Origin of the sequence: Pseudomonas cannabina, from assembly GCF_900100365.1 — a bacterium.
Taxonomy (GTDB): domain Bacteria; phylum Pseudomonadota; class Gammaproteobacteria; order Pseudomonadales; family Pseudomonadaceae; genus Aquipseudomonas; species Aquipseudomonas cannabina.
Window position 1 is genome coordinate 538215 of record NZ_FNKU01000001.1, and the last position, 21079, is coordinate 559293.

At 59.2% G+C, this 21079-nt stretch carries 17 protein-coding genes; 16 read left to right on the forward strand and 1 reads right to left on the reverse strand.

Annotated features, from left to right (window positions below; all coding sequences use genetic code 11):
• The first annotated feature begins 40 nt into the window (after nucleotides 1-40).
• From rseP to ispD, 16 genes are all read left to right on the forward strand, one after another.
• Complete coding sequence (gene rseP / locus BLT55_RS02555) at nucleotides 41-1393, forward strand: sigma E protease regulator RseP (protein ID WP_055001128.1); 1353 nt, start codon at nucleotides 41-43, stop codon at nucleotides 1391-1393.
• A gap of 74 nt (nucleotides 1394-1467) precedes the next feature.
• A complete protein-coding gene (bamA, locus tag BLT55_RS02560) occupies nucleotides 1468-3855 on the forward strand; it encodes an outer membrane protein assembly factor BamA (protein ID WP_055001127.1) in 2388 nt (795 codons plus the stop codon).
• Between the two features lie 45 nt (nucleotides 3856-3900).
• Nucleotides 3901-4404 carry an OmpH/Skp family outer membrane protein gene (locus BLT55_RS02565; protein WP_003314303.1) on the forward strand — a complete coding sequence of 168 codons (504 nt, stop codon included), beginning with the start codon at nucleotides 3901-3903 and terminating at the stop codon, nucleotides 4402-4404.
• 2 nt (nucleotides 4405-4406) lie between these two features.
• On the forward strand, nucleotides 4407-5462 hold the full coding sequence (gene lpxD / locus BLT55_RS02570) for a UDP-3-O-(3-hydroxymyristoyl)glucosamine N-acyltransferase (protein WP_055001126.1): 1056 nt from the start codon (nucleotides 4407-4409) through the stop codon (nucleotides 5460-5462).
• 109 nt (nucleotides 5463-5571) lie between these two features.
• The gene (gene fabZ / locus BLT55_RS02575) at nucleotides 5572-6012 is read left to right on the forward strand and encodes a 3-hydroxyacyl-ACP dehydratase FabZ (RefSeq protein WP_007250155.1); all 441 of its coding nucleotides are present in this window, start codon (nucleotides 5572-5574) and stop codon (nucleotides 6010-6012) included.
• A complete protein-coding gene (gene lpxA / locus BLT55_RS02580; protein WP_055001125.1) occupies nucleotides 6009-6785 on the forward strand; it encodes an acyl-ACP--UDP-N-acetylglucosamine O-acyltransferase in 777 nt (258 codons plus the stop codon). Before fabZ ends, lpxA begins: the two co-directional genes overlap by 4 nt.
• Before the next feature lie 2 nt (nucleotides 6786-6787).
• Entirely contained in the window at nucleotides 6788-7930 is a 1143-nt protein-coding gene (gene lpxB, locus BLT55_RS02585) for a lipid-A-disaccharide synthase (RefSeq protein ID WP_055001124.1), read from the forward strand.
• Nucleotides 7931-7941: 11 nt separating this feature from the next.
• A complete protein-coding gene (rnhB, locus tag BLT55_RS02590) occupies nucleotides 7942-8595 on the forward strand; it encodes a ribonuclease HII (protein WP_007250158.1) in 654 nt (217 codons plus the stop codon).
• Between the two features lie 63 nt (nucleotides 8596-8658).
• Nucleotides 8659-12180 carry a DNA polymerase III subunit alpha gene (gene dnaE / locus BLT55_RS02595; protein WP_055001123.1) on the forward strand — a complete coding sequence of 1174 codons (3522 nt, stop codon included), beginning with the start codon at nucleotides 8659-8661 and terminating at the stop codon, nucleotides 12178-12180.
• Nucleotides 12181-12307: 127 nt separating this feature from the next.
• Complete coding sequence (gene accA / locus BLT55_RS02600) at nucleotides 12308-13255, forward strand: acetyl-CoA carboxylase carboxyl transferase subunit alpha (RefSeq protein WP_055001122.1); 948 nt, start codon at nucleotides 12308-12310, stop codon at nucleotides 13253-13255.
• Between the two features lie 151 nt (nucleotides 13256-13406).
• Nucleotides 13407-14744 carry a tRNA lysidine(34) synthetase TilS gene (tilS, locus tag BLT55_RS02605; RefSeq protein WP_055001121.1) on the forward strand — a complete coding sequence of 446 codons (1338 nt, stop codon included), beginning with the start codon at nucleotides 13407-13409 and terminating at the stop codon, nucleotides 14742-14744.
• 263 nt (nucleotides 14745-15007) lie between these two features.
• Nucleotides 15008-16639: a CTP synthase gene (locus BLT55_RS02610; protein WP_007250162.1), complete on the forward strand. Its 1632-nt coding sequence runs from the start codon at nucleotides 15008-15010 to the stop codon at nucleotides 16637-16639.
• Nucleotides 16640-16653: 14 nt separating this feature from the next.
• A complete protein-coding gene (kdsA, locus tag BLT55_RS02615) occupies nucleotides 16654-17499 on the forward strand; it encodes a 3-deoxy-8-phosphooctulonate synthase (RefSeq protein WP_054087328.1) in 846 nt (281 codons plus the stop codon).
• A 138-nt stretch (nucleotides 17500-17637) separates the two neighbouring features.
• Nucleotides 17638-18924, forward strand: coding sequence for a phosphopyruvate hydratase (gene eno, locus BLT55_RS02620; protein WP_054080059.1), 1287 nt, complete (start codon nucleotides 17638-17640; stop codon nucleotides 18922-18924).
• 189 nt (nucleotides 18925-19113) lie between these two features.
• Complete coding sequence (locus tag BLT55_RS02625; protein ID WP_055001120.1) at nucleotides 19114-19392, forward strand: septum formation initiator family protein; 279 nt, start codon at nucleotides 19114-19116, stop codon at nucleotides 19390-19392.
• Nucleotides 19393-19436: 44 nt separating this feature from the next.
• Entirely contained in the window at nucleotides 19437-20147 is a 711-nt protein-coding gene (gene ispD, locus BLT55_RS02630) for a 2-C-methyl-D-erythritol 4-phosphate cytidylyltransferase (RefSeq protein WP_055001119.1), read from the forward strand.
• A 7-nt stretch (nucleotides 20148-20154) separates the two neighbouring features.
• Here the strand turns inward: ispD and BLT55_RS02635 are convergent, their stop codons facing one another.
• Complete coding sequence (locus BLT55_RS02635; protein WP_007250167.1) at nucleotides 20155-21051, reverse strand: LysR family transcriptional regulator; 897 nt, start codon at nucleotides 21049-21051, stop codon at nucleotides 20155-20157.
• Nucleotides 21052-21079 lie beyond the last annotated feature (28 nt).

Below are 21079 nucleotides of genomic sequence, written 5' to 3' on the forward strand. Positions count from 1 at the left end.
TTAACACACTGACCGACCAGTCGGTACCTGGAGAAGATTGATGAGCGCTCTGTACATGATTCTCGGCACCCTGATTGCGCTGGGTGTGTTGGTGACCTTCCACGAGTTCGGCCACTTCTGGGTGGCGCGGCGCTGTGGCGTCAAGGTGCTGCGTTTTTCGGTGGGCTTCGGCACGCCGCTGGTGCGCTGGCACGACCGTCAGGGCACCGAGTACATGATTGCCGCGATTCCGCTGGGCGGTTATGTGAAGATGCTCGACGAGCGTGAGGGCAATGTCCCGCCCGAACTGGCCGATCAGGCCTTCAACCGCAAGACGGTCGGGCAGCGCATAGCGATTGTGATCGCCGGTCCGACGGCCAACTTCCTGCTGGCCATCGCGTTCTTCTGGGTGCTGGCGATGATGGGCAGCGAACAGGTTCGCCCCGTGATCGGCAACGTCGAGCCTGGCAGTATCGCTCAGCAGGCCGGCTTGACGTCCGGCCATGAAATCGTTGCAGTCGATGGCGAGCCTACTTCCGGCTGGGCTGCGGTCAACCTGCAACTGGTTCGCCGGCTGGGTGAAAGCGGCACCATCGCGCTCAAGCTCAGGGATCAGGGCTCGACGGTCGATACATCCCGCGAGCTGGTGCTGAACGACTGGCTCAGAGGTGCCGAGGAGCCTGATCCGATCAAGTCGCTGGGGATTCGCCCGTGGCGTCCGGCCCTGCCGCCGGTACTGGCAGAAATTGATCCAAAAGGTCCGGCGCAGAGTGCCGGGCTCAAGACCGGTGATCGTCTGGTGTCGATGGACGGTCAGCCCCTCAATGAGTGGCAGCAGGTTGTCGACCGGGTGCGTGAGCGGCCGCAAGCCGTTGTGTCGATGCGCATCGAGCGTGATGGCGTGCAAATGGACGTGCCGGTGACCCTCGCCGCCAAAGGTGAGGGCAAGGCTGCCGCAGGTTATCTGGGTGCCGGGGTAAAAGCTGTCGATTGGCCACCAGAAATGTTGCGTGAGGTCAGCTACGGTCCTTTCGCCGCGATGGCCGAAGGTGTAAAGCGCACCTGGAGCATGAGCGTGCTGACTCTGGACTCGCTCAAGAAAATGTTGTTCGGCGAGCTCTCGGTAAAAAACTTGAGTGGACCGATAACCATTGCTAAAGTGGCGGGCGCTTCGGCCCAGTCGGGTTTTGGAGATTTTCTGAACTTCCTCGCTTATCTGAGTATAAGCCTCGGAGTTCTGAATCTGCTGCCCATTCCTGTCCTGGACGGGGGGCACTTGCTGTTTTACCTGATCGAGTGGGCGCGTGGTCGTCCCCTGTCGGAAAAGGTACAGGGTTGGGGTGCACAGATCGGTATCAGTCTGGTGGTGGGCGTCATGTTGCTCGCACTGGTCAACGATCTGGGCCGATTGTAAAGCGTTGCCGAGTTGCGAATCTGCCGCATTTTGCGGCAGTTTGTTTATTGCCAGTTGGAATAAGAAAGGACTTCATGAAACGTCTGCTGCTAACTGCGGTTCTTTCCGCACTGATGATCGCTGAAGTTCACGCCGAGTCCTTCACCATCTCCGATATCCGTGTCAACGGCCTGCAGCGGGTTTCCGCGGGCAGCGTCTTTGGTGCGCTGCCGCTGAACGTAGGCGAGCAGGCGGATGACGGTCGTCTGGTCGATGCTATCCGTTCGTTGTTCAAAACCGGTTTCTTTCAAGACATCCAGCTGGGTCGTGATGGCAATGTGCTCGTCATCAACGTCGTTGAGCGCCCGTCGGTTGCCAGTATCGAAATCGAGGGCAACAAGGCCATTTCGACTGAAGACCTGATGAAAGGCCTGAAACAGTCCGGTCTTGCCGAAGGTGAAATTTTTCAGCGTGCGACCCTTGAAGGTGTGCGTAACGAGCTGCAACGCCAATACGTTGCCCAGGGCCGTTATTCCGCCACGGTTGACGCCGAGGTCGTACCTCAGCCGCGCAACCGCGTAGGCCTGAAAATCGATATCAATGAAGGCACCGTTGCCTCCATTCAGCACATCAACGTGGTCGGCAACACCGTCTTCTCCGACGAAGACCTGACCGACCTGTTCGAACTCAAGACCAGCAACTGGCTCTCGTTCTTCAAGAACGATGACAAGTATGCGCGCGAGAAGCTGTCTGGCGACCTCGAGCGTCTGCGTTCGTACTACCTCGATCGCGGCTATATCAACATGGATATCGCCTCGACTCAGGTGTCGATCACGCCTGACAAGAAGAACGTGTACATCACGGTCAACGTCAACGAAGGCGAGAAGTACAGCGTCAAGTCGGTCAAACTCAGCGGCGACCTGAAAGTACCTGAAGATCAGGTCAAATCCCTGCTGCTGGTTCAGCCGGGGCAGGTTTTCTCGCGCAAGGTCATGACCACGACTTCCGAGCTGATCACCCGTCGTCTGGGCAACGAAGGCTACACGTTCGCCAACGTCAACGGCGTGCCGACGCCGAACAACGAAGACCACACGGTCGACATCACGTTTGTGGTCGATCCTGGCAAGCGCGCTTACGTCAACCGCATCAACTACCGGGGCAACACCAAGTCGGAAGACGAAGTGCTGCGTCGCGAAATGCGTCAGATGGAAGGTGGCTGGGCTTCTACCTACCTGATCGATCAATCGAAAACCCGTCTTGATCGCCTGGGCTTCTTCAAGGAAGTCAACGTCGAAACGCCGCCTGTTCCGGGCACCGATGACCAGGTGGACGTGAACTACGCCGTTGAAGAGCAAGCGTCCGGCTCGATCACCGCCAGCGTCGGCTTTGCACAGAGTGCCGGCCTGATCCTGGGTGGTTCGATCAGCCAGAACAACTTCCTGGGTACGGGTAACAAGGTCAGCATCGGCTTGACTCGCAGTGAATACCAGAGCCGTTACAACTTCAGCTACGTCGATCCGTACTACACGCCGGACGGTGTCAGCCTGGGTTACAGCGCGTTCTACCGCACCACCAACTACGATGACCTCGACGTTGATGTGGCAAGCTACGCAGTAGATAGCCTGGGTGCCGGTATCAACCTCGGCTACCCGATCAGCGAGACCTCGCGCCTGACCTACGGTCTGACCGTGCAGCAGGATGAGATCAAGACCGGCCGTTACACCGTTGACGAGATTTTTGACTTCGTTGACAAGGAAGGCGACAAGTACCTGAACTTCAAGGGCTCGGTCGGCTGGTCTGAATCGACGCTGAACAAAGGTGTGCTGGCGACCCGTGGTCACTCGCAAAGCCTGGTGTTCGAATCCACCTTGCCAGGCAGCGACCTGTCGTTCTTCAAGCTGGATTACCGAGCTCAGTACTTCCACCCGATCACCGACAGCTACACCCTGCGTCTGCACACCGAGCTGGGTTATGGCGACGGCTACGGTTCGACCTCGGGTCTGCCGTTCTACGAGAACTACTACGCTGGTGGCTTCAACTCGGTTCGTGGCTTCAAGGACAGCACGCTGGGGCCGCGTAGTACTCCGAGCCGGGGTGCTGCGGTGACAGGCAATCAGGGTACGTCAGCCGATCCTGACCAGGATCCACTGCCGTTCGGCGGTAACGCTCTGGTTCAGGGCGGCGTAGAAGTCATGTTCCCGCTGCCGTTCGTCAAAGATCAGCGTTCGCTGCGTACTTCCGTTTTCTGGGATGTCGGTAACGTATTTGACACCAAGTGCGACTCGAGCAGAACGACAGGCAACGGCAAGAAAGTCGAGTGTAACGACATCGATCTGTCCGGCATGGCCAGCTCTGTTGGTATCGGCGTCACCTGGATCACTGCGCTCGGTCCTTTGAGCTTCGCCTTGGCGATGCCGATCAAGAAGCCGGACGACGAAGCAGAAACTCAGGTCTTCCAATTCTCCCTGGGTCAGACGTTCTAAGCGTCTGATCTGTGATAACGCAACGAATTTTGTAGGAGTTGTATTGTGCGTAAGTTGACTCAATTGGTAATGCTGGCCACCGTCCTGGTCGCCAGCCCTGCATTTGCTGACATGAAAATCGCTGTCCTGAACTATCAGATGGCTTTGCTGGAATCCGACGCTGCCAAGCGTTATGCAGTAGACGCCGAGAAAAAATTCGGCCCGCAACTGACCAAGCTGAAGAGCCTGGAAAGCAGCGCCAAGGGTATTCAGGACCGTCTGGTAAGCGGCGGCGACAAGATGGCTCAGCCTGAGCGCGAACGTCTGGAGCTTGAGTTCAAGCAAAAGGCGCGTGACTTCCAGTTCCAGTCCAAGGAACTGAACGAAGCCAAGGCTGTTGCAGACCGTGAAATGCTCAAGCAACTGAAGCCGAAGCTGGATCAGGCTGTTGAAGAAGTCATCAAAAAAGGTGGTTTCGATCTGGTCTTCGAGCGCGGTGCAGTGATTGACGTCAAGCCTCAGTATGACGTGACTCGCCAGGTCATCGAGCGCATGAACCAGCTGAAGTAACCATGAGCATAACCATCAAGCTCGGCCAGTTAGCCGAGTTCCTTGGCGCCACGTTGCGTGGCGACAAGGACAGGGAAATCACCGGGCTGGCCGCTCTAGAAGAGGCCGGCCCTGGTCAGATCAGCTTCCTGGCAAAACCTCAATACCGCAAATACCTGGCTAGTGCGCAAGCGGCTGCCTTGCTGCTCAAGCCGGCAGATGCCGATGGCTACGCCGGGGATGCACTGCTGGTTCCAGATCCGTACCTGGCCTACGCGCGTATTTCGCATTTTTTCGATCCCAAGCCGAAAAGCCCGGCGGGCGTGCATCCCACTGCCGTCATTGCTGAGGACGCTCAGGTTGATCCGGCCGCCAGCATTGGTGCTTTTGCTGTGATCGAGAGCGGTGCACGCATTGCAGCAGGTGTCACCATCGGTGCGCATTGCTTCGTCGGCGCCCGTAGCGAAATCGGTGAGGGTGGCTGGCTGGCACCGCGTGTGACGCTCTACCACGACGTTCGCATCGGCAAGCGCGTGGTCATTCAGTCAGGCGCGGTGCTGGGGGGCGAAGGTTTCGGTTTTGCCAACGAGAAGGGTGTCTGGCAGAAGATCGCTCAAATAGGCGGCGTTACCCTGGGCGATGATGTCGAGATCGGTGTCAATACGGCGATTGACCGTGGTGCACTGGCCGACACGCGTATCGGCAACGGTGTGAAGCTGGACAACCAGATTCAGATCGCCCACAACGTGCAGATTGGTGATCACACGGCGATGGCGGCCTGTGTCGGTATTTCCGGAAGCACGAAAATCGGCAAGCATTGCATGCTCGCAGGCGGCGTCGGGTTGGTCGGGCATATCGAGATTTGTGATGGCGTCTTCATTACTGGCATGACCATGGTCACGCACTCCATTACCGAGCCGGGTTCCTACTCCTCGGGTACGGCGATGCAGCCTGCGGCCGAATGGCGAAAGAGTGCGGCTCGCCTGCGCAAGATCGACGACATGGCGCGACGTCTGCAAAAGCTCGAAAAGGTTGTCGAGACGGTGACCTCCCCGGGTGATCGCTCATCTGATGGCTGATACCTTTTTAATATCAAGCGTGCACAGTCGATAAACTGCCTCCTTGATGTAGAGGGGTGCTGCGCAGTCGCGACGCACTCCTAATCTTTACTACAGGCTTCCCCTCGAAATGATGGACATCAAAGAAATTCGCGAATACCTGCCTCATCGTTACCCGTTCCTGCTGGTGGATCGAGTGACCGAGCTGGATATCGAGAACAAGAACATTCGCGCGTACAAGAATGTCAGTGTCAACGAGCCTTTTTTCAACGGTCATTTCCCTGAGCATCCAATCATGCCAGGTGTTTTGATCATCGAAGCAATGGCGCAGGCGGCCGGTATCCTTGCGTTCAAGATGCTCGACACCAAGCCGTCAGACGGTACACTTTATTATTTCGTGGGCTCGGACAAACTGCGTTTCCGTCACCCGGTTCTGCCGGGCGACCAGCTGATTCTTGAAGCCAGGTTCCTGAGCTGCAAGCGCCAGATCTGGAAGTTCGAATGCAAGGCCACGGTTGATGGCAAGGCCGTATGCTCCGCCGAAATCATCTGTGCGGAACGTAAACTATGAGTTTGATTGACTCTCGCGCAATCATCGATCCGACGGCCGTTCTGGCCGACAACGTTGAGGTCGGCCCGTGGTCGATCATCGGAGCCGGTGTGGAAATTGGCGAGGGTACAGTCATCGGTCCGCACGTGGTCCTCAAGGGGCCAACGAAGATCGGCAAGCACAACCGCATCTACCAGTTTTCATCGGTGGGCGAAGACACGCCTGATCTCAAGTACAAGGGCGAAGAAACCCGTCTGGTGATCGGTGATCACAATGTCATTCGCGAAGGCGTGACCATTCACCGCGGCACCGTTCAGGACCGCGCTGAAACCACGCTGGGTGATCACAACCTGATCATGGCTTATGCACACATCGGCCATGACAGTGTGATCGGCAATCATGTGATTCTGGTCAACAACACGGCGTTGGCCGGCCATGTGCACGTCGACGACTGGGCGATTCTGTCCGGTTTCACCCTTGTGCATCAGTTCTGTCATATCGGTGCCCACAGCTTTTCCGGAATGGGCACGGCCATCGGCAAGGATGTTCCTGCGTTTGTCACGGTGTTCGGCAACCCGGCCGAGGCGCGCAGCATGAACTTCGAGGGCATGCGTCGTCGAGGTTTCTCCGAAGACGCGATTCATGCGCTGCGCAGAGCCTACAAAACGGTTTATCGCCAGGGGCTGACCATTGATCAGGCGCTGACCGAGCTGGCAGAACCTGCGGCACAGTTTCCTGAAGTCGCGGTGTTTCTCGAATCCATTCAGACATCGACTCGCGGCATCATTCGTTAATCATGACCAGCCCATTACGCATTGCTCTGGTCGCTGGCGAAGCCTCCGGCGATATCCTTGGCTCCGGTCTGATGCGGGCCATCAAGGCGCGCAACCCCGATGTTCAGTTCATTGGCGTGGGTGGGCCGCTGATGGAGGCGGAGGGCATGCAGTCGTACTTCCCGATGGAGCGTCTGTCGGTGATGGGGCTGGTGGAAGTGCTCGGTCGGCTGCGTGAGCTGTTGGCGCGGCGCAAACTGCTGGTGCAGACGCTGATCAACGAAAATCCTGATGCCTTCATCGGTATCGATGCGCCTGACTTCACGCTCAATATCGAACTGCAATTGCGTCGCGCCGGTATCAAGACCGTGCATTACGTCAGCCCGTCGGTCTGGGCCTGGCGTCAGAAGCGGGTCTTGAAGATTCGCGAAGGCTGCGACCTGATGCTGACGCTGCTGCCGTTCGAGGCGCGTTTCTACGAAGAGAAGGGCGTGCCGGTGCGGTTTGTCGGCCATCCGCTGGCCGATACCATTCCTCTCGAATCCGATCGTGACGCGGCGCGCGCGCAACTGGGCTTCCCTGTGCAGGGGCCGGTTGTGGCGCTGATGCCGGGCAGCCGGGGCGGCGAAGTGGGTCGTCTGGGGACGCTGTTTTTCGATGCGGCCGAGCGGCTGCTGGCCGAGCGACCCACGCTGCGCTTCGTGCTGCCGTGTGCCAGCCCGCAACGGCGCGTCCAGGTCGAAGAACTGTTGCAAGGTCGAAATCTGCCCGTCACATTGCTCGACGGTCAGTCGCACGTGGCACTGGCCGCCTGTGATGCGGTTCTGATCGCGTCCGGTACCGCCACGCTGGAAGCTCTGCTCTACAAGCGGCCGATGGTCGTTGCCTACCGGATGGCACCGCTGACGTTCTGGATTCTCAAACGGCTGGTCAAAAGCCCTTACGTGTCGCTGCCGAACCTGCTGGCCCAGCGCTTGCTGGTGCCGGAGCTGCTACAGGACGATGCCACTGCCGAAACGCTGGCCAGCACGCTGCTGCCACTGATCGACGACGGGCATGCGCAAACCGCAGGTTTTGACGAGATTCACCGGGACCTGCGCCGTGATGCATCGAATCAGGCAGCAGACGCCGTACTGGGCCTGCTCGGCCGGTCATCCTCACTGTGAGTTCGCTTACCATGCAGACAGGCCTGGATTTCACCCTCGTCGAGGATCTGGTCGCGGGCGTCGACGAAGTCGGACGCGGTCCGCTTTGCGGTGCCGTGGTCACGGCGGCGGTCATTCTTGATCCTGCCAGACCTATTCTCGGGCTCAACGACTCGAAAAAACTGACCGAGGCCAAGCGCGAAAAGCTGTTTGTCGAGATACAGGAAAAAGCCCTGTGCTGGTTCATCGCCCGGGCCGAAGTCGAAGAAATCGATCAGCTGAACATTCTGCACGCCACGATGCTGGCCATGAAACGCGCAGTCGAAGGTCTTGTCATCACGCCAAAACTGGCGTTGATCGATGGCAACCGCTGTCCGCAATTGTCTGTGCCCTCTGCGCCGGTAGTGCAGGGCGATGCCAAAGTACCGGCCATCGCTGCCGCGTCGATTCTGGCAAAGGTCAGCCGCGACCGGGAAATGGCGGCACTCGAGCTGGTCTATCCGGGTTATGGCATCGGCGGGCACAAGGGTTATCCTACGCCGGTGCACCTGGAAGCACTGGCCCGACTGGGCCCTACGCCTATCCATCGGCGTTCTTTCGCGCCGGTGCGGGCCGCCCATGAAGCGCGCGCGGGGATGAATATCGGCGTAACACGTTCACCGTCGATCGGTTTGTTGCAGGACTGACGTTTCTGCCTGAGGCCGCTACAATCCCGCCCTTCGTTTGTATTTACGCGTTATAGGATCACCATGCCGGCTTCTTTCGTTCATCTACGCCTGCACACCGAATATTCGCTGGTTGACGGTCTGGTCCGGGTCAAACCGTTGATCAAGGCGTTGACCGGCATGAACATGCCCGCCGTGGCGGTGACCGATCAGAACAACATGTGTTCGCTGGTCAAGTTCTACAAGGCCGCGCAGGGCTCGGGTATCAAGCCGATCTGTGGTGTCGATCTGTGGCTGGCCGGCAGGGACGACGACGCTGCGCTCAGTCGCATCAGCCTGTTGGCGATGAACGCTCAGGGCTACCGTAACCTGACCGAGCTTATCTCGCGCGGCTTTATCGAAGGTCAGCGCAATGGTCAGATCGTCATCCAGCGCCAATGGGTTGCGCAGGCCAGCGAAGGCGTCATTGCGCTTTCGGCGGCCAAGGAAGGCGAGATCGGCATGGCACTGCTCGGCGGCAACCCCGGCGAGGCGGACGAACTGCTGCGCGAGTGGCTGCAAGTCTTTCCGGATCGCTTCTATATCGAAGTGCAGCGCACCAACCGCACCAACGACGAAGAACATCTGCACGCCGCTGTCGCGCTGGCCCAGCGCCATGGCGCGCCGCTGGTGGCGACCAATGATGTGCGCTTCATCAAACAGACCGACTTCGAGGCCCACGAGACGCGCGTGTGCATCGGCGAAGGCCGGGCGCTGGACGACCCGCGTCGTTCGCATAACTACAGCGATCAGCAATACCTGAAAAGCCCGGAAGAAATGGCCGAGCTGTTCAGCGATCTGCCGGAAGCGCTGGAAAACACGGTCGAGATTGCCAAGCGCTGCAACATCGACGTCAAGCTGGGCACGCACTTTTTGCCCAACTTCCCGATTCCCGATGGCATGACCATCGATGAGTATTTTCGCAAGGTCTCGTTCGACGGCCTGGAAGAGCGTCTTTCGGTCTTGTTGCCAAAAGAAACGACCGAGGATTACGAGGCCAAGCGCCAGGTCTATGTCGACCGGCTGAATTTTGAGCTGGATATCATCATCCAGATGGGCTTCCCCGGTTACTTCCTGATCGTGATGGACTTTATCCAGTGGGCCAAGAGCAACGGCGTGCCGGTGGGGCCGGGGCGTGGTTCGGGTGCCGGTTCGCTGGTCGCCTACGTGCAGAAGATCACCGACCTCGATCCGCTGGAATACGACCTGCTGTTCGAACGTTTCCTGAACCCGGAGCGGGTTTCGATGCCCGACTTCGACGTCGACTTCTGTATGGACGGCCGTGATCGGGTCATCGAGTACGTGGCCGAGAAATACGGGCGCAACGCGGTCAGCCAGATCATCACCTTTGGTTCCATGGCGGCCAAGGCGGTGGTGCGCGACGTGGCGCGGGTGCAGGGCAAGTCTTACGGGCTGGCGGACCGCCTGTCGAAAATGATCCCGTTCGAAGTCGGCATGACCCTTGAAAAAGCCTACGAGCAGGAAGAAATTCTCCGTGACTTCCTCAAGGTCGATGAAGAGGCCGCAGAAATCTGGGAGATGGCGCTCAAGCTGGAAGGCATTGTGCGTAACGTGGGCAAGCACGCCGGTGGCGTGGTTATTGCCCCGACCAAGCTGACTGACTTCTCGCCGATCTATTGTGACGAGGCGGGTGACGGTCTGGTGACCCAGTTCGACAAGGATGACGTCGAGGCGGCCGGGCTGGTGAAGTTCGACTTCCTCGGTCTGCGTACCCTGACGATCATCGACTGGGCGCTCAAGACTATCAACCGCGACCGCGCCAAGGTCAACGAAGCGCCGCTGGACATCGCGTTCATTCCGCTCGATGACATGCCGACCTATCAGCTGTTGCAGCGCGCCGAAACCACGGCGGTGTTCCAGCTTGAATCGCGCGGCATGAAAGAGCTGATCAAAAAGCTCAAGCCCGATTGCCTGGAAGACTTGATCGCACTGGTGGCACTGTTCCGCCCTGGCCCGCTGCAATCGGGCATGGTGGACGACTTCATCAACCGTAAGCACGGACGCGCCGAGCTGTCGTACCCGCACGTCGATTATCAGTACGAAGGCCTCAAGCCAGTGCTGGCGCCGACTTACGGCATCATTCTGTATCAGGAACAGGTGATGCAGATTGCCCAGGTCATGGCCGGTTACACCCTGGGTGGTGCGGACATGCTGCGCCGGGCAATGGGCAAGAAGAAGCCCGAGGAAATGGCCAAGCAGCGCGGTGGTTTTATCGACGGTTGCAAGACCAACAACATCGACCCGGACCTTGCCGGTAACATTTTCGACCTGGTGGAGAAGTTCGCCGGTTACGGCTTCAACAAGTCTCACTCGGCGGCCTATGGCCTGGTGTCTTACCAGACTGCCTGGCTGAAGACGCACTACCCGGCGCCGTTCATGGCGGCCGTGCTGTCGGCGGACATGCACAACACCGACAAGGTCGTGACCTTGATCGAGGAAGTGCGCACCATGAAGCTGCGCCTTGATGCGCCGGACGTGAACACCTCGGAGTTCAAGTTCACGGTCAGCGACGACGGCCGCATTCTTTATGGCCTTGGTGCGATCAAAGGCGTGGGCGAGGGGCCGGTCGAGGCGATTACCGATGCGCGTCAAAAGGGACCGTTCAAGGATCTGTTCGATTTCTGTGCCCGCGTCGACCTCAAACGGGTCAACAAGCGCACGCTGGACGGCCTGATTCGCAGCGGTGCGCTGGATCGGCTCGGCCCGTATTTCGAGCTGGAACCCAAAGCTTATCAGGCCAATATCGATCGCAACCGATCGGTATTGCTGGCGGCGCTGGAGGAGGCCATTCAGGCTGCCGAACAGACTGCGCACAATCGCGACAGTGGTCACTCGGACCTGTTTGGCGGCCTGTTCGTCGAAGCGGATGCCGACGTCTACGCGAACCATCGCAAGACCCGTGAGCTGAGCCTCAAGGATCGCCTGCGTGGCGAGAAGGAAACGCTGGGGCTGTACCTGACCGGTCACCCGATTGACGAATACGAAGGCGAAATTCGCCGTTTCGCCCGCCAACGGATCATTGATCTCAAGCCGGCCAGAGACACGCAGACAGTTGCCGGGCTGATCATTGCCCTGCGCGTGATGAAGAACAAGAAGGGCGACAAGATGGGGTTCATTACCCTGGACGACCGCTCGGCCCGCATTGAAGCCTCGCTGTTTGCCGAGGCGTTTCATTCGGCGCAGTCGTTGTTGCAGACCGATGCTATGGTTGTGGTCGAAGGTGAGGTGAGCAACGATGACTTCTCCGGCGGGCTGCGACTGCGCGCCAAACGCGTCATGAGTATCGAGGATGCGCGTACCAACCTCGCCGAAAGCCTGCGTGTGACGGTGCATGCCGGCGCACTCAAGGGGGATCGGCTGCGCTGGCTCGGCGATCTGTGCAAGCGCCATCGCGGTGCCTGCCCGATCACGGTGGACTACACAGGGCAGGACGCCAGAGCATTGCTGCAATTGGGAGAAGCGTGGCGTATTGATCCGGCAGACAGCTTGATTCAAGCTCTGCGTGACCAGTTCGGGCGTGAGAACGTCTTTCTCCAGTATCGTTGAATGCCGCAGGCTCGACCTGCGCTCGACGCTGAATCCAATTTCGACCTGAACGCGCCTGTTCCGAGCAGGAAAGGCGCAGACGGATCAACCGGCCGGCCTCTTGGCCGTTTACCCAAGACGGATGCCTATGAACCCGAATTTTCTTGATTTCGAACAGCCTATCGCTGACTTGCAGGCCAAAATCGAAGAGCTGCGCCTGGTGGGTAACGACAACTCGCTGAACATCGGCGACGAAATCTCCCGGTTGCAGGACAAGAGCAGGACGCTTACCGAAAGCATCTTCGGTAACCTGACCAGCTGGCAGATCGCGCGCATGGCGCGTCACCCGCGTCGTCCGTACACGCTCGATTACATCGAAAACATCTTTACCGAGTTCGACGAACTGCATGGCGATCGGCGCTTCTCCGATGACGCAGCGATCGTCGGCGGCATTGCCCGTCTGGACAACCAGCCGGTGATGGTGATCGGTCATCAGAAAGGCCGTGAGGTTCGCGAGAAGGTTCGCCGCAACTTCGGTATGCCGCGTCCGGAAGGCTACCGCAAGGCCTGCCGTCTGATGGAGATGGCCGAGCGTTTCAAAATGCCGATCCTGACCTTCATCGACACGCCGGGCGCCTATCCGGGTATCGACGCTGAAGAGCGCAACCAGAGCGAAGCGATTGCCTGGAACCTGCGTGTCATGGCGCGTCTGAAAACCCCGATCATCGCTACCGTCATCGGTGAGGGCGGTTCCGGTGGTGCGCTGGCCATTGGCGTCTGCGACCAGTTGAACATGCTGCAATACTCGACCTACGCGGTCATCTCGCCGGAAGGCTGCGCTTCGATTCTGTGGAAGACCGCCGAGAAGGCGCCGGATGCTGCCGAAGCCATGGGCATCACTGCGGATCGGCTCAAGGGGCTGGGCATCGTCGACAAGGTTATCGCCGAGCCATTGGGTGGCGCGCATCGTGACCCAGTGGCGGCAGCCGATCTGATCCGTGAGTCGTTGAGCAGCCAACTGGCCATGCTCAAGGAACTGGACAACGACGCGCTGCTGGCTCGCCGTTACGACCGCCTGATGAGCTACGGTCTGTAAGCTGCGTCGCCCCGATTGTTTCCACGCCTTGCGGGCTTCTGCCCGAAGGGCGTGGGAACGTACCGCGCGACGCTTCGCTTGTTCGCGAATGGGCTGGTTTGAGCACTTGAGCAGTCAGTGTGCGAATAAGCCAAGCCGGTGAAAAACACCAATGACCACTTCCACACGCAACGGTCATGATCTTGCCGCCAGGCTTCTTCAAGCCTTGGCGCCTTGGCGTGCTGCGCCAGCCTGGCACATCGGTTTTTCCGGCGGCCTTGATTCCACTGTGCTGCTGCATCTTCTTGCTGACCTCTCCAGGCGCGAAACGCTGCCTGCGCTCAACGCTGTTCATGTTCATCACGGCCTGCAGGCTGCTGCCGATGCCTGGCCGGAGCATTGTCGGCAAGTGTGTCAGGCACTGGGCGTCGCATTCGAGCGGGTTCGCGTGCAGGTCGAGCCGGGCGCAAGCATCGAGCAAGCGGCCCGGCAGGCGCGCTATGCCGCGTTTACCGACCGGCTGGGTGAAGGCGATGTGCTGCTGACCGGCCAGCATCGCGATGATCAGGCCGAGACCCTGTTATTCCGCCTGCTGCGTGGCGCAGGGGTGCGTGGTCTGGCTGGCATGCCTGTTCAGCGTATTCTGGGGCGCGGGCATCTGGTGAGGCCGCTGCTGGCGGTGTCGCGAACCGAACTGGAGGACTACGCGCTTCAGCGGGGTCTGACTTGGGTCGAGGATCCCAGCAATGACGATCAGCAGTTCTCGCGCAACTTTCTGCGCGGTCAGGTGCTGCCACTGCTCACGTCCAGATGGCCGCAGGCGTCCGCCAGCCTTGCACGCACCGCGGTTCATCTTGGCGAAGCGCAACAATTGCTGGACGAGCTTGCGGCGCAGGACATCGCCGATGCCCAGGCCACAACGCCGTATGCCTGGCTCGGCTTGCCGGTGTTGAACCTCGAACCGCTTGCCGGCTTGTCGGTCGCGCGGCAGCGCAACGCTTTGCGTTACTGGCTGGCGCCGTTGACCCGCCTGCCGGATACCGATCATTGGGCCGGTTGGGATACGCTGCGCGATGCAGCTCCCGACGCGTTGCCGCTGTGGCGGCTTGCCGAGGGTACGCTGTATCGCGCGCAGAGCCTCCTTTGGTGGCTGCCTGCCGGTTGGGAGCGGGCGTGCTCAGGGCCGACGCTGTGGCACGACCCCCGGGCACCGTTGAGTCTTCCCGGTAACGGTCAACTGACGCTGGACGACGGCGCGCCAGACGGACCGTTGCAGGTTCGCTATCGGCAGGGCGGGGAGGTGATGCGCATCGCCGGGCGTGGCCGTCGTGATCTCAAGCGGCTGCTCAACGAGCAGGCGGTACCGGCGTTTTTGCGCGGCAGATTGCCGCTGCTGTACCGTGGCGACGAGTTGCTGGCGGTTGCCAACCTGCCCGGACTGGTCGCTTCGCCCAATGAACGCTGGCGTTTGCGCTGGATTGCGCCGGCCAGCGACCAAAGTTTGAGCTGAAAGGGCCTTTCCGGTAGACTACGCTCCCTTCTTGATACAACTTCTGTTGGTTCTTTTGAAACAACGCAAGTTGCCGGTTACCAACCAGTGTTTACTGGGTAATTCTTAAAATGTAGCGCACACCACACTGGCTTCGGCCGGTCGGTTTCAACGCAGCAGTTTCGGGAGTGCACCGTGAATTTTGTCGGTAACCGGAGGCCTCGGCCATCCTTCGCTTTCCCCGGCGGCTCTGACCGCTTTAACGCAGACTTCTAGGGTTTTTCATGACGCGCTACATCTTCGTCACGGGCGGTGTTGTTTCTTCATTGGGGAAAGGCATTGCCTCGGCTTCACTGGCGGCCATCCTGGAGGCGCGGGGACTCAAGGTCACCATGCTGAAACTGGATCCCTACATCAATGTGGACCCAGGCACCATGAGCCCGTTCCAGCACGGTGAGGTGTTCGTCACCCACGACGGCGCTGAAACCGACCTTGACCTTGGTCACTACGAGCGGTTCATCCGCACCACAATGACCCAGAACAACAACTTCACTACCGGCCGTGTGTACGAACACGTCCTGCGCAAAGAGCGTCGTGGTGATTATCTGGGCGCGACGATTCAGGTCATTCCGCACATTACCGATGAGATCAAGCGTCGCATTATCAAGGGTGCAGGCGATGCCGACGTGGCACTGGTCGAAATCGGCGGCACGGTCGGCGACATCGAGTCGCAACCGTTCCTCGAAGCCATTCGCCAGTTGCGCTTCGAAGTCGGCGCACGCCGCGCGATGCTGATGCACCTGACGCTGGTGCCGTACATCGCCACCGCTGGCGAGACCAAAACCAAGCCGACGCAGCATTCGGTGAAGGAATTGCGCTCCATCGGCCTGCAGCCGGACATCCTGGTTTGCCGCTCCGATCATCCGATCGATATCTCGTCGCGTCGCAAGATCGCTCAGTTCACCAACGTCGAAGAGCGTGCGGTCATCGCCCTCGAAGACGCGGACACCATCTACAAGATCCCGGGCATCCTGCATTCGCAAGGCCTGGACGATTTTGTCGTCGAGCGCTTCGGCCTGCAGTGTGGCGGTGCCGACTTGTCCGAATGGGACAAGGTGGTCGACGCCAAGCTCAACCCGGAACACGAAGTCACCATCGCGATGGTCGGCAAGTACATGGAACTGCTCGACGCCTACAAATCGTTGATCGAAGCCATGAGCCACGCCGGCATCACCAATCGCACCAAGGTTAACCTGCGTTACATCGATTCCGAAGACATCGAAAACCAGGGTACCGGCCTGCTGGAAGGCGTCGATGCGATTCTGGTTCCTGGCGGCTTCGGTCTGCGTGGCGTCGAAGGCAAGATCACTGCGGTGCAGTTTGCCCGTGAAAACAAGGTCCCGTATCTGGGCATCTGTCTGGGTATGCAGGTGGCGGTCATCGAGTTCGCACGTAACGTGCTGGGCTGGAAAGATGCCAACTCCACTGAATTCGATCGTACCAGCGCGCATGCCGTGGTCGGTCTGATTACCGAGTGGGAAGACGCCACTGGCGCAGTCGAAACCCGTACCGAAAGCTCCGATCTGGGCGGCACCATGCGTCTGGGTGCGCAGGAATGCCAGCTTGAAGCCGGTTCGCTGGTCCACGACTGCTACGCCAAGGAGGTGATTGTCGAGCGCCATCGCCATCGCTATGAAGTGAACAACAACCTGCTGCCGCAACTGATCGAGGCGGGCCTGAAGGTTTCCGGTCGCTCCGGTGATGGTGCGCTGGTCGAAGTGGTCGAAGCGCCGGATCATCCATGGTTTGTGGCATGCCAGTTCCACCCAGAGTTCACCTCGACGCCGCGTGATGGCCATCCGCTGTTCAGCGGGTTTGTCAAAGCGGCATTGGCTCAACATCAGAAAAATTCCTGACAGGGACTTCACACATGGCTCAGAAAATCATTCGCGTAGGTTCGATCGAGGTCGCCAACGACAAGCCGATGGTGTTGTTCGGCGGCATGAACGTGCTCGAATCCCGGGACATGGCCATGCAGGTCTGCGAAGAGTACGTGCGAGTGACCGAAAAGCTCGGTATCCCTTACGTGTTCAAGGCCAGCTTCGACAAGGCCAACCGCTCTTCGGTAACGTCCTACCGTGGTCCTGGCCTTGAAGAAGGCATGCGCATTTTCGAAGAGATCAAGCGTACCTTCAACGTGCCGCTGATCACTGACGTGCACGAGCCTCATCAGGCCGCGGTAGTGGCCGAAGTGTGCGACATTATCCAGCTGCCGGCGTTTCTGTCGCGTCAGACCGACCTGGTGGTGGCGATGGCCAAGACCGGCGCAATCATCAACATCAAGAAAGCCCAGTTTCTCGCACCGCAGGAAATGAAACACATCCTGACCAAGTGTGAAGAGGCGGGTAACGATCAGTTGATCCTCTGTGAGCGTGGTTCGAGCTTCGGCTACAACAACTTGGTGGTGGACATGCTCGGCTTCGGCATCATGAAGCAGTTCGAATACCCGATATTGTTCGACGTGACCCACGCTCTGCAGATGCCGGGCGGTCGTGCTGATTCTGCCGGTGGCCGTCGTGCCCAGGTGCTTGATCTGGCCAAGGCCGGTATCAGCCAGAATCTGGCTGGCCTGTTCCTGGAAGCCCACCCGGATCCAGACAACGCCAAATGCGATGGCCCTTGCGCCTTGCGTCTGGACAAACTGGAGCCATTCCTGGCCCAGCTCAAGTCACTGGATGAACTTGTCAAAAGTTTTCCGATCGTAGAGACCGCTTGAGCAGGGTTCTCCGGTAAAGTGCCATCCCCCGTCATTCGTGACGGGGTTGTCGCATTCAGGGCTGCCGGTTTTTGTGCCTGACTGCGAAGATCGTTTTTCCGCTGCGTCGTTTTCGTCAATCCTGGAGTGTTTACAACAATGGCAAAAATCGTTGACATCAAAGGTCGTGAGGTTCTCGACTCCCGTGGCAATCCTACCGTTGAAGCCGATGTGCTCCTCGATAATGGCATCATCGGCAGTGCCTGTGCGCCGTCCGGTGCATCAACCGGCTCGCGCGAAGCGCTGGAGCTGCGTGATGGCGACAAGAGCCGTTACATGGGCAAGGGTGTTCTGAAGGCTGTGGCCAACATCAATGGTCCGATTCGTGACCTTCTGCTAGGCAAGGACCCGGTCGATCAGAAGGCGCTGGATCACGCGATGATCGCGCTGGATGCTACCGAGAACAAGGCAAGCCTTGGCGCAAACGCCATTCTCGCCGTGTCTCTGGCCGCTGCCAAAGCCGCTGCCCAGGACCAGGATCTGCCGCTGTACGCGCACATCGCCAACCTGAATGGCACACCGGGCGTCTACTCGATGCCGGTGCCGATGATGAACATCATCAACGGTGGCGAGCACGCCGATAACAACATCGACATCCAGGAATTCATGATTCAGCCTGTCGGTGCCAAAACCTTCGCCGAAGGCCTGCGCTGGGGCACCGAGATTTTTCATCACCTCAAGGCTGTACTCAAGGCACGTGGCCTGAACACCGCAGTGGGTGATGAAGGTGGTTTCGCGCCTAACCTGGCGTCCAACAAAGAAGCACTCGACGCCATCGCCGAAGCCGTTGCCAACGCTGGCTACACCCTGGGCACCGACGTGACCCTGGCACTGGATTGCGCGGCAAGCGAGTTCTACAAGAACGGCAAGTACAAACTGAGCGAAGAAGGCGAGTACAGCTCTGCCGAGTTTGCCGAATACCTTGCCGAGCTGACTCGCAAGCACCCGATCATTTCCATCGAAGACGGTCTGGACGAGTCCGATTGGGACGGCTGGAAAATCCTTACCGACAAGATCGGCGAGAAAGTCCAACTGGTCGGTGACGACCTGTTCGTGACCAATACCAAGATCCTTAAAGAAGGCATCGACAAGAAGATCGCCAACTCGATCCTGATCAAGTTCAACCAGATCGGTACGCTGACCGAAACGCTGGAAGCCATTCAGATGGCCAAGGCTGCTGGTTACACGGCGATCATCTCTCATCGTTCCGGCGAAACCGAAGATTCGACCATCGCCGACCTCGCTGTGGGAACCGCTGCCGGTCAGATCAAAACCGGTTCGCTGTGCCGCTCCGACCGCGTATCCAAGTACAACCAGTTGCTGCGTATCGAAGAGCAATTGGGTGCCAAGGCTGTGTATCGTGGTCGTGGTGAGTTTCGCGGCTGAGCCATAGATGGTAAAAGACGCAGAGCGTTGCGCAGAGTCGAGCCACACGGCCGGTCTGCGCCACGTCAATGCTGACGCTCCGCGGTAGTCTGGAGTGATTGAGCCTGGCTTATGTCAGGCTCAATGCCCTCAGTGATGTGTGCTTTAGATTGGCTCTGCTGTCCTTTTTACTGGGTACCTGATATTTCAATGCGCAGTCCTAACTGGTTATTCCTCATCCTGCTTCTGATGCTGGGTGGCTTGCAACACCGCCTGTGGGTCGGTAACGGCAGCCTCGCGCAAGTGGCCAGCCTGACTCAGCAGATCGCCGACCAGCATGCTGAGAATGAGGTATTGCTGGAGCGTAACCGTGTGCTGGACGCCGAGGTTCTGGAACTGAAAAAAGGTCTGGAAACCGTTGAAGAGCGCGCCCGGCATGAACTGGGCATGGTCAAGGACGGCGAAACCCTCTACCAGCTCGCGCAATAAAAACTCGCTCAATAAAACAATTCGCCCAATAACAAGTAGGTGCGATGAAAGACTTTCTTCCTGCCTTCTGGGCAGTGATTCCTGCAGCGGGCATCGGTGCTCGCATGGCAGCCGACCGTCCCAAGCAATATCTGCAACTGGGCGGCCTGACCATTCTCGAACACAGCCTGCTTTGCTTTCTCGATCACCCCCGGCTCAAGGGCCTGGTGATCAGTCTGGCGGTGGACGATCCGTACTGGGCGGACTTGCCCTGTGCGCATGATTCACGCATTCAGCGCGTGGTTGGCGGCAGCGAACGTTCCGGCTCGGTGCTCAACGCGCTGCTGCATCTGCACGCGCAAGGCGCCAGCGACAACGATTGGGTGCTGGTGCATGATGCGGCGCGTCCGAACCTGGCGCGCAGCGATCTGGACAACCTGCTCGGCGAGCTGGCTGACGACCCGGTTGGTGGCCTGCTGGCGGTACCGGCGCGCGATACGCTCAAGCGCGCAGACAACAGCGGTCGCGTGCTGGAAACCGTGGACCGGAGCCTGATCTGGCAAGCGTTCACACCGCAGATGTTTCGTCTGGGCGCTTTGCATCGCGCGCTGGCGGACAGTCTGGTTTCGAATGTGAGCATTACCGACGAGGCGTCGGCCATCGAGTGGGCAGGGCAGTCGCCCCGGCTGATCGAAGGGCGCTCGGATAACATCAAGGTCACGCGTCCGGAAGACCTGGAATGGCTGCGTCAGCGCCGTAGCGAGTTCGGCCGCTAAACGTTTGCTACTGACGATACTCATCGCGCATCGCCAGCGCTTCTTTCAGATAATCCACCAGCTTGCGCACTTTGGGCGACAGGTGCCTTTGTTGCGGGTACAGCGCCCAGACGGCGGTGTTGGGCGGCTGATGCGCCTCCAGCAGGGAAACCAGCGTGCCGTCCTTGAGATGTTTCTGCACGTAATAATCCGGTAACTGACACAGGCCCACGCCGTGCAGCGCGGCGTCCAGCACCGCTTGCCCGCTGTTGCAACGCCAGTTGCCTTGCACCCGCTGCGAAAACTCGCGACCGTTCTGCTGCAAGAGCCAGGTATCACTTCCGCCGATCAGGCAGTTGTGCCGACTCAGTTCCGAGAGGCTGTGCGGTCGGCCATAACGCTGAATGTAGGAGGGCGATGCGCACAGGTACATCTGGCGCGGTGCAAGGCGCGTCGCGACCCGTCGGGAGTCTTGCAGCCGCCCCAGTCGAATGGCCAGATCCATGCCTTCGTGCACCAGATCGAGCGTGTCATTGCTCAGCTCGATGTCCACGCGCAGGTGCGGATACAGGCCCATGAAACGCGTGACCAGCGGCGTGATGAAGCGCTCGCCGTAGGCCACAGCGCAGGTCATGCGCAACAAGCCTTTCGGCTCACTGGCCAGATCCCCCACCGCACGCAGCGCTTCTTCGCGACCGTCCTGCAAACGCTGGCAGTGATGCAGAAAGGTCTGGCCAGCTTCGGTCAACGCGACCTTGCGCGTGCTGCGGTAGAGCAGGCGGGTTTGCAGGCGTTCTTCAAGGCGCGCTATCTGGCGGCTGACATGCGAAGACGACACGCCCAGGCGTTGCGCGGCGGCTGTGAACTGGCCGCACTCGGCAACGGCGACAAACTCATCCAGACCTTCCCAGCGATTGGTGTACATCGATTATCCCTGTACAGCATTAATGTTT

Excerpts from the sequence above, each read along its gene's own strand:
- rseP (WP_055001128.1), top strand. The coding sequence starts at position 41 with ATGAGCGCTCTGTACATGATTCTCGGCACCCTGATTGCGCTGGGTGTG.
- bamA (WP_055001127.1), top strand. The coding sequence starts at position 1,468 with ATGAAACGTCTGCTGCTAACTGCGGTTCTTTCCGCACTGATGATCGCT.
- lpxD (WP_055001126.1), top strand. The coding sequence starts at position 4,407 with ATGAGCATAACCATCAAGCTCGGCCAGTTAGCCGAGTTCCTTGGCGCC.
- fabZ (WP_007250155.1), top strand. The coding sequence starts at position 5,572 with ATGATGGACATCAAAGAAATTCGCGAATACCTGCCTCATCGTTACCCG.
- lpxA (WP_055001125.1), top strand. The coding sequence starts at position 6,009 with ATGAGTTTGATTGACTCTCGCGCAATCATCGATCCGACGGCCGTTCTG.
- lpxB (WP_055001124.1), top strand. The coding sequence starts at position 6,788 with ATGACCAGCCCATTACGCATTGCTCTGGTCGCTGGCGAAGCCTCCGGC.
- rnhB (WP_007250158.1), top strand. The coding sequence starts at position 7,942 with ATGCAGACAGGCCTGGATTTCACCCTCGTCGAGGATCTGGTCGCGGGC.
- dnaE (WP_055001123.1), top strand. The coding sequence starts at position 8,659 with ATGCCGGCTTCTTTCGTTCATCTACGCCTGCACACCGAATATTCGCTG.
- accA (WP_055001122.1), top strand. The coding sequence starts at position 12,308 with ATGAACCCGAATTTTCTTGATTTCGAACAGCCTATCGCTGACTTGCAG.
- tilS (WP_055001121.1), top strand. The coding sequence starts at position 13,407 with ATGACCACTTCCACACGCAACGGTCATGATCTTGCCGCCAGGCTTCTT.
- BLT55_RS02610 (WP_007250162.1), top strand. The coding sequence starts at position 15,008 with ATGACGCGCTACATCTTCGTCACGGGCGGTGTTGTTTCTTCATTGGGG.
- kdsA (WP_054087328.1), top strand. The coding sequence starts at position 16,654 with ATGGCTCAGAAAATCATTCGCGTAGGTTCGATCGAGGTCGCCAACGAC.
- eno (WP_054080059.1), top strand. The coding sequence starts at position 17,638 with ATGGCAAAAATCGTTGACATCAAAGGTCGTGAGGTTCTCGACTCCCGT.
- BLT55_RS02625 (WP_055001120.1), top strand. The coding sequence starts at position 19,114 with ATGCGCAGTCCTAACTGGTTATTCCTCATCCTGCTTCTGATGCTGGGT.
- ispD (WP_055001119.1), top strand. The coding sequence starts at position 19,437 with ATGAAAGACTTTCTTCCTGCCTTCTGGGCAGTGATTCCTGCAGCGGGC.
- BLT55_RS02635 (WP_007250167.1), bottom strand. The coding sequence starts at position 21,051 with ATGTACACCAATCGCTGGGAAGGTCTGGATGAGTTTGTCGCCGTTGCC.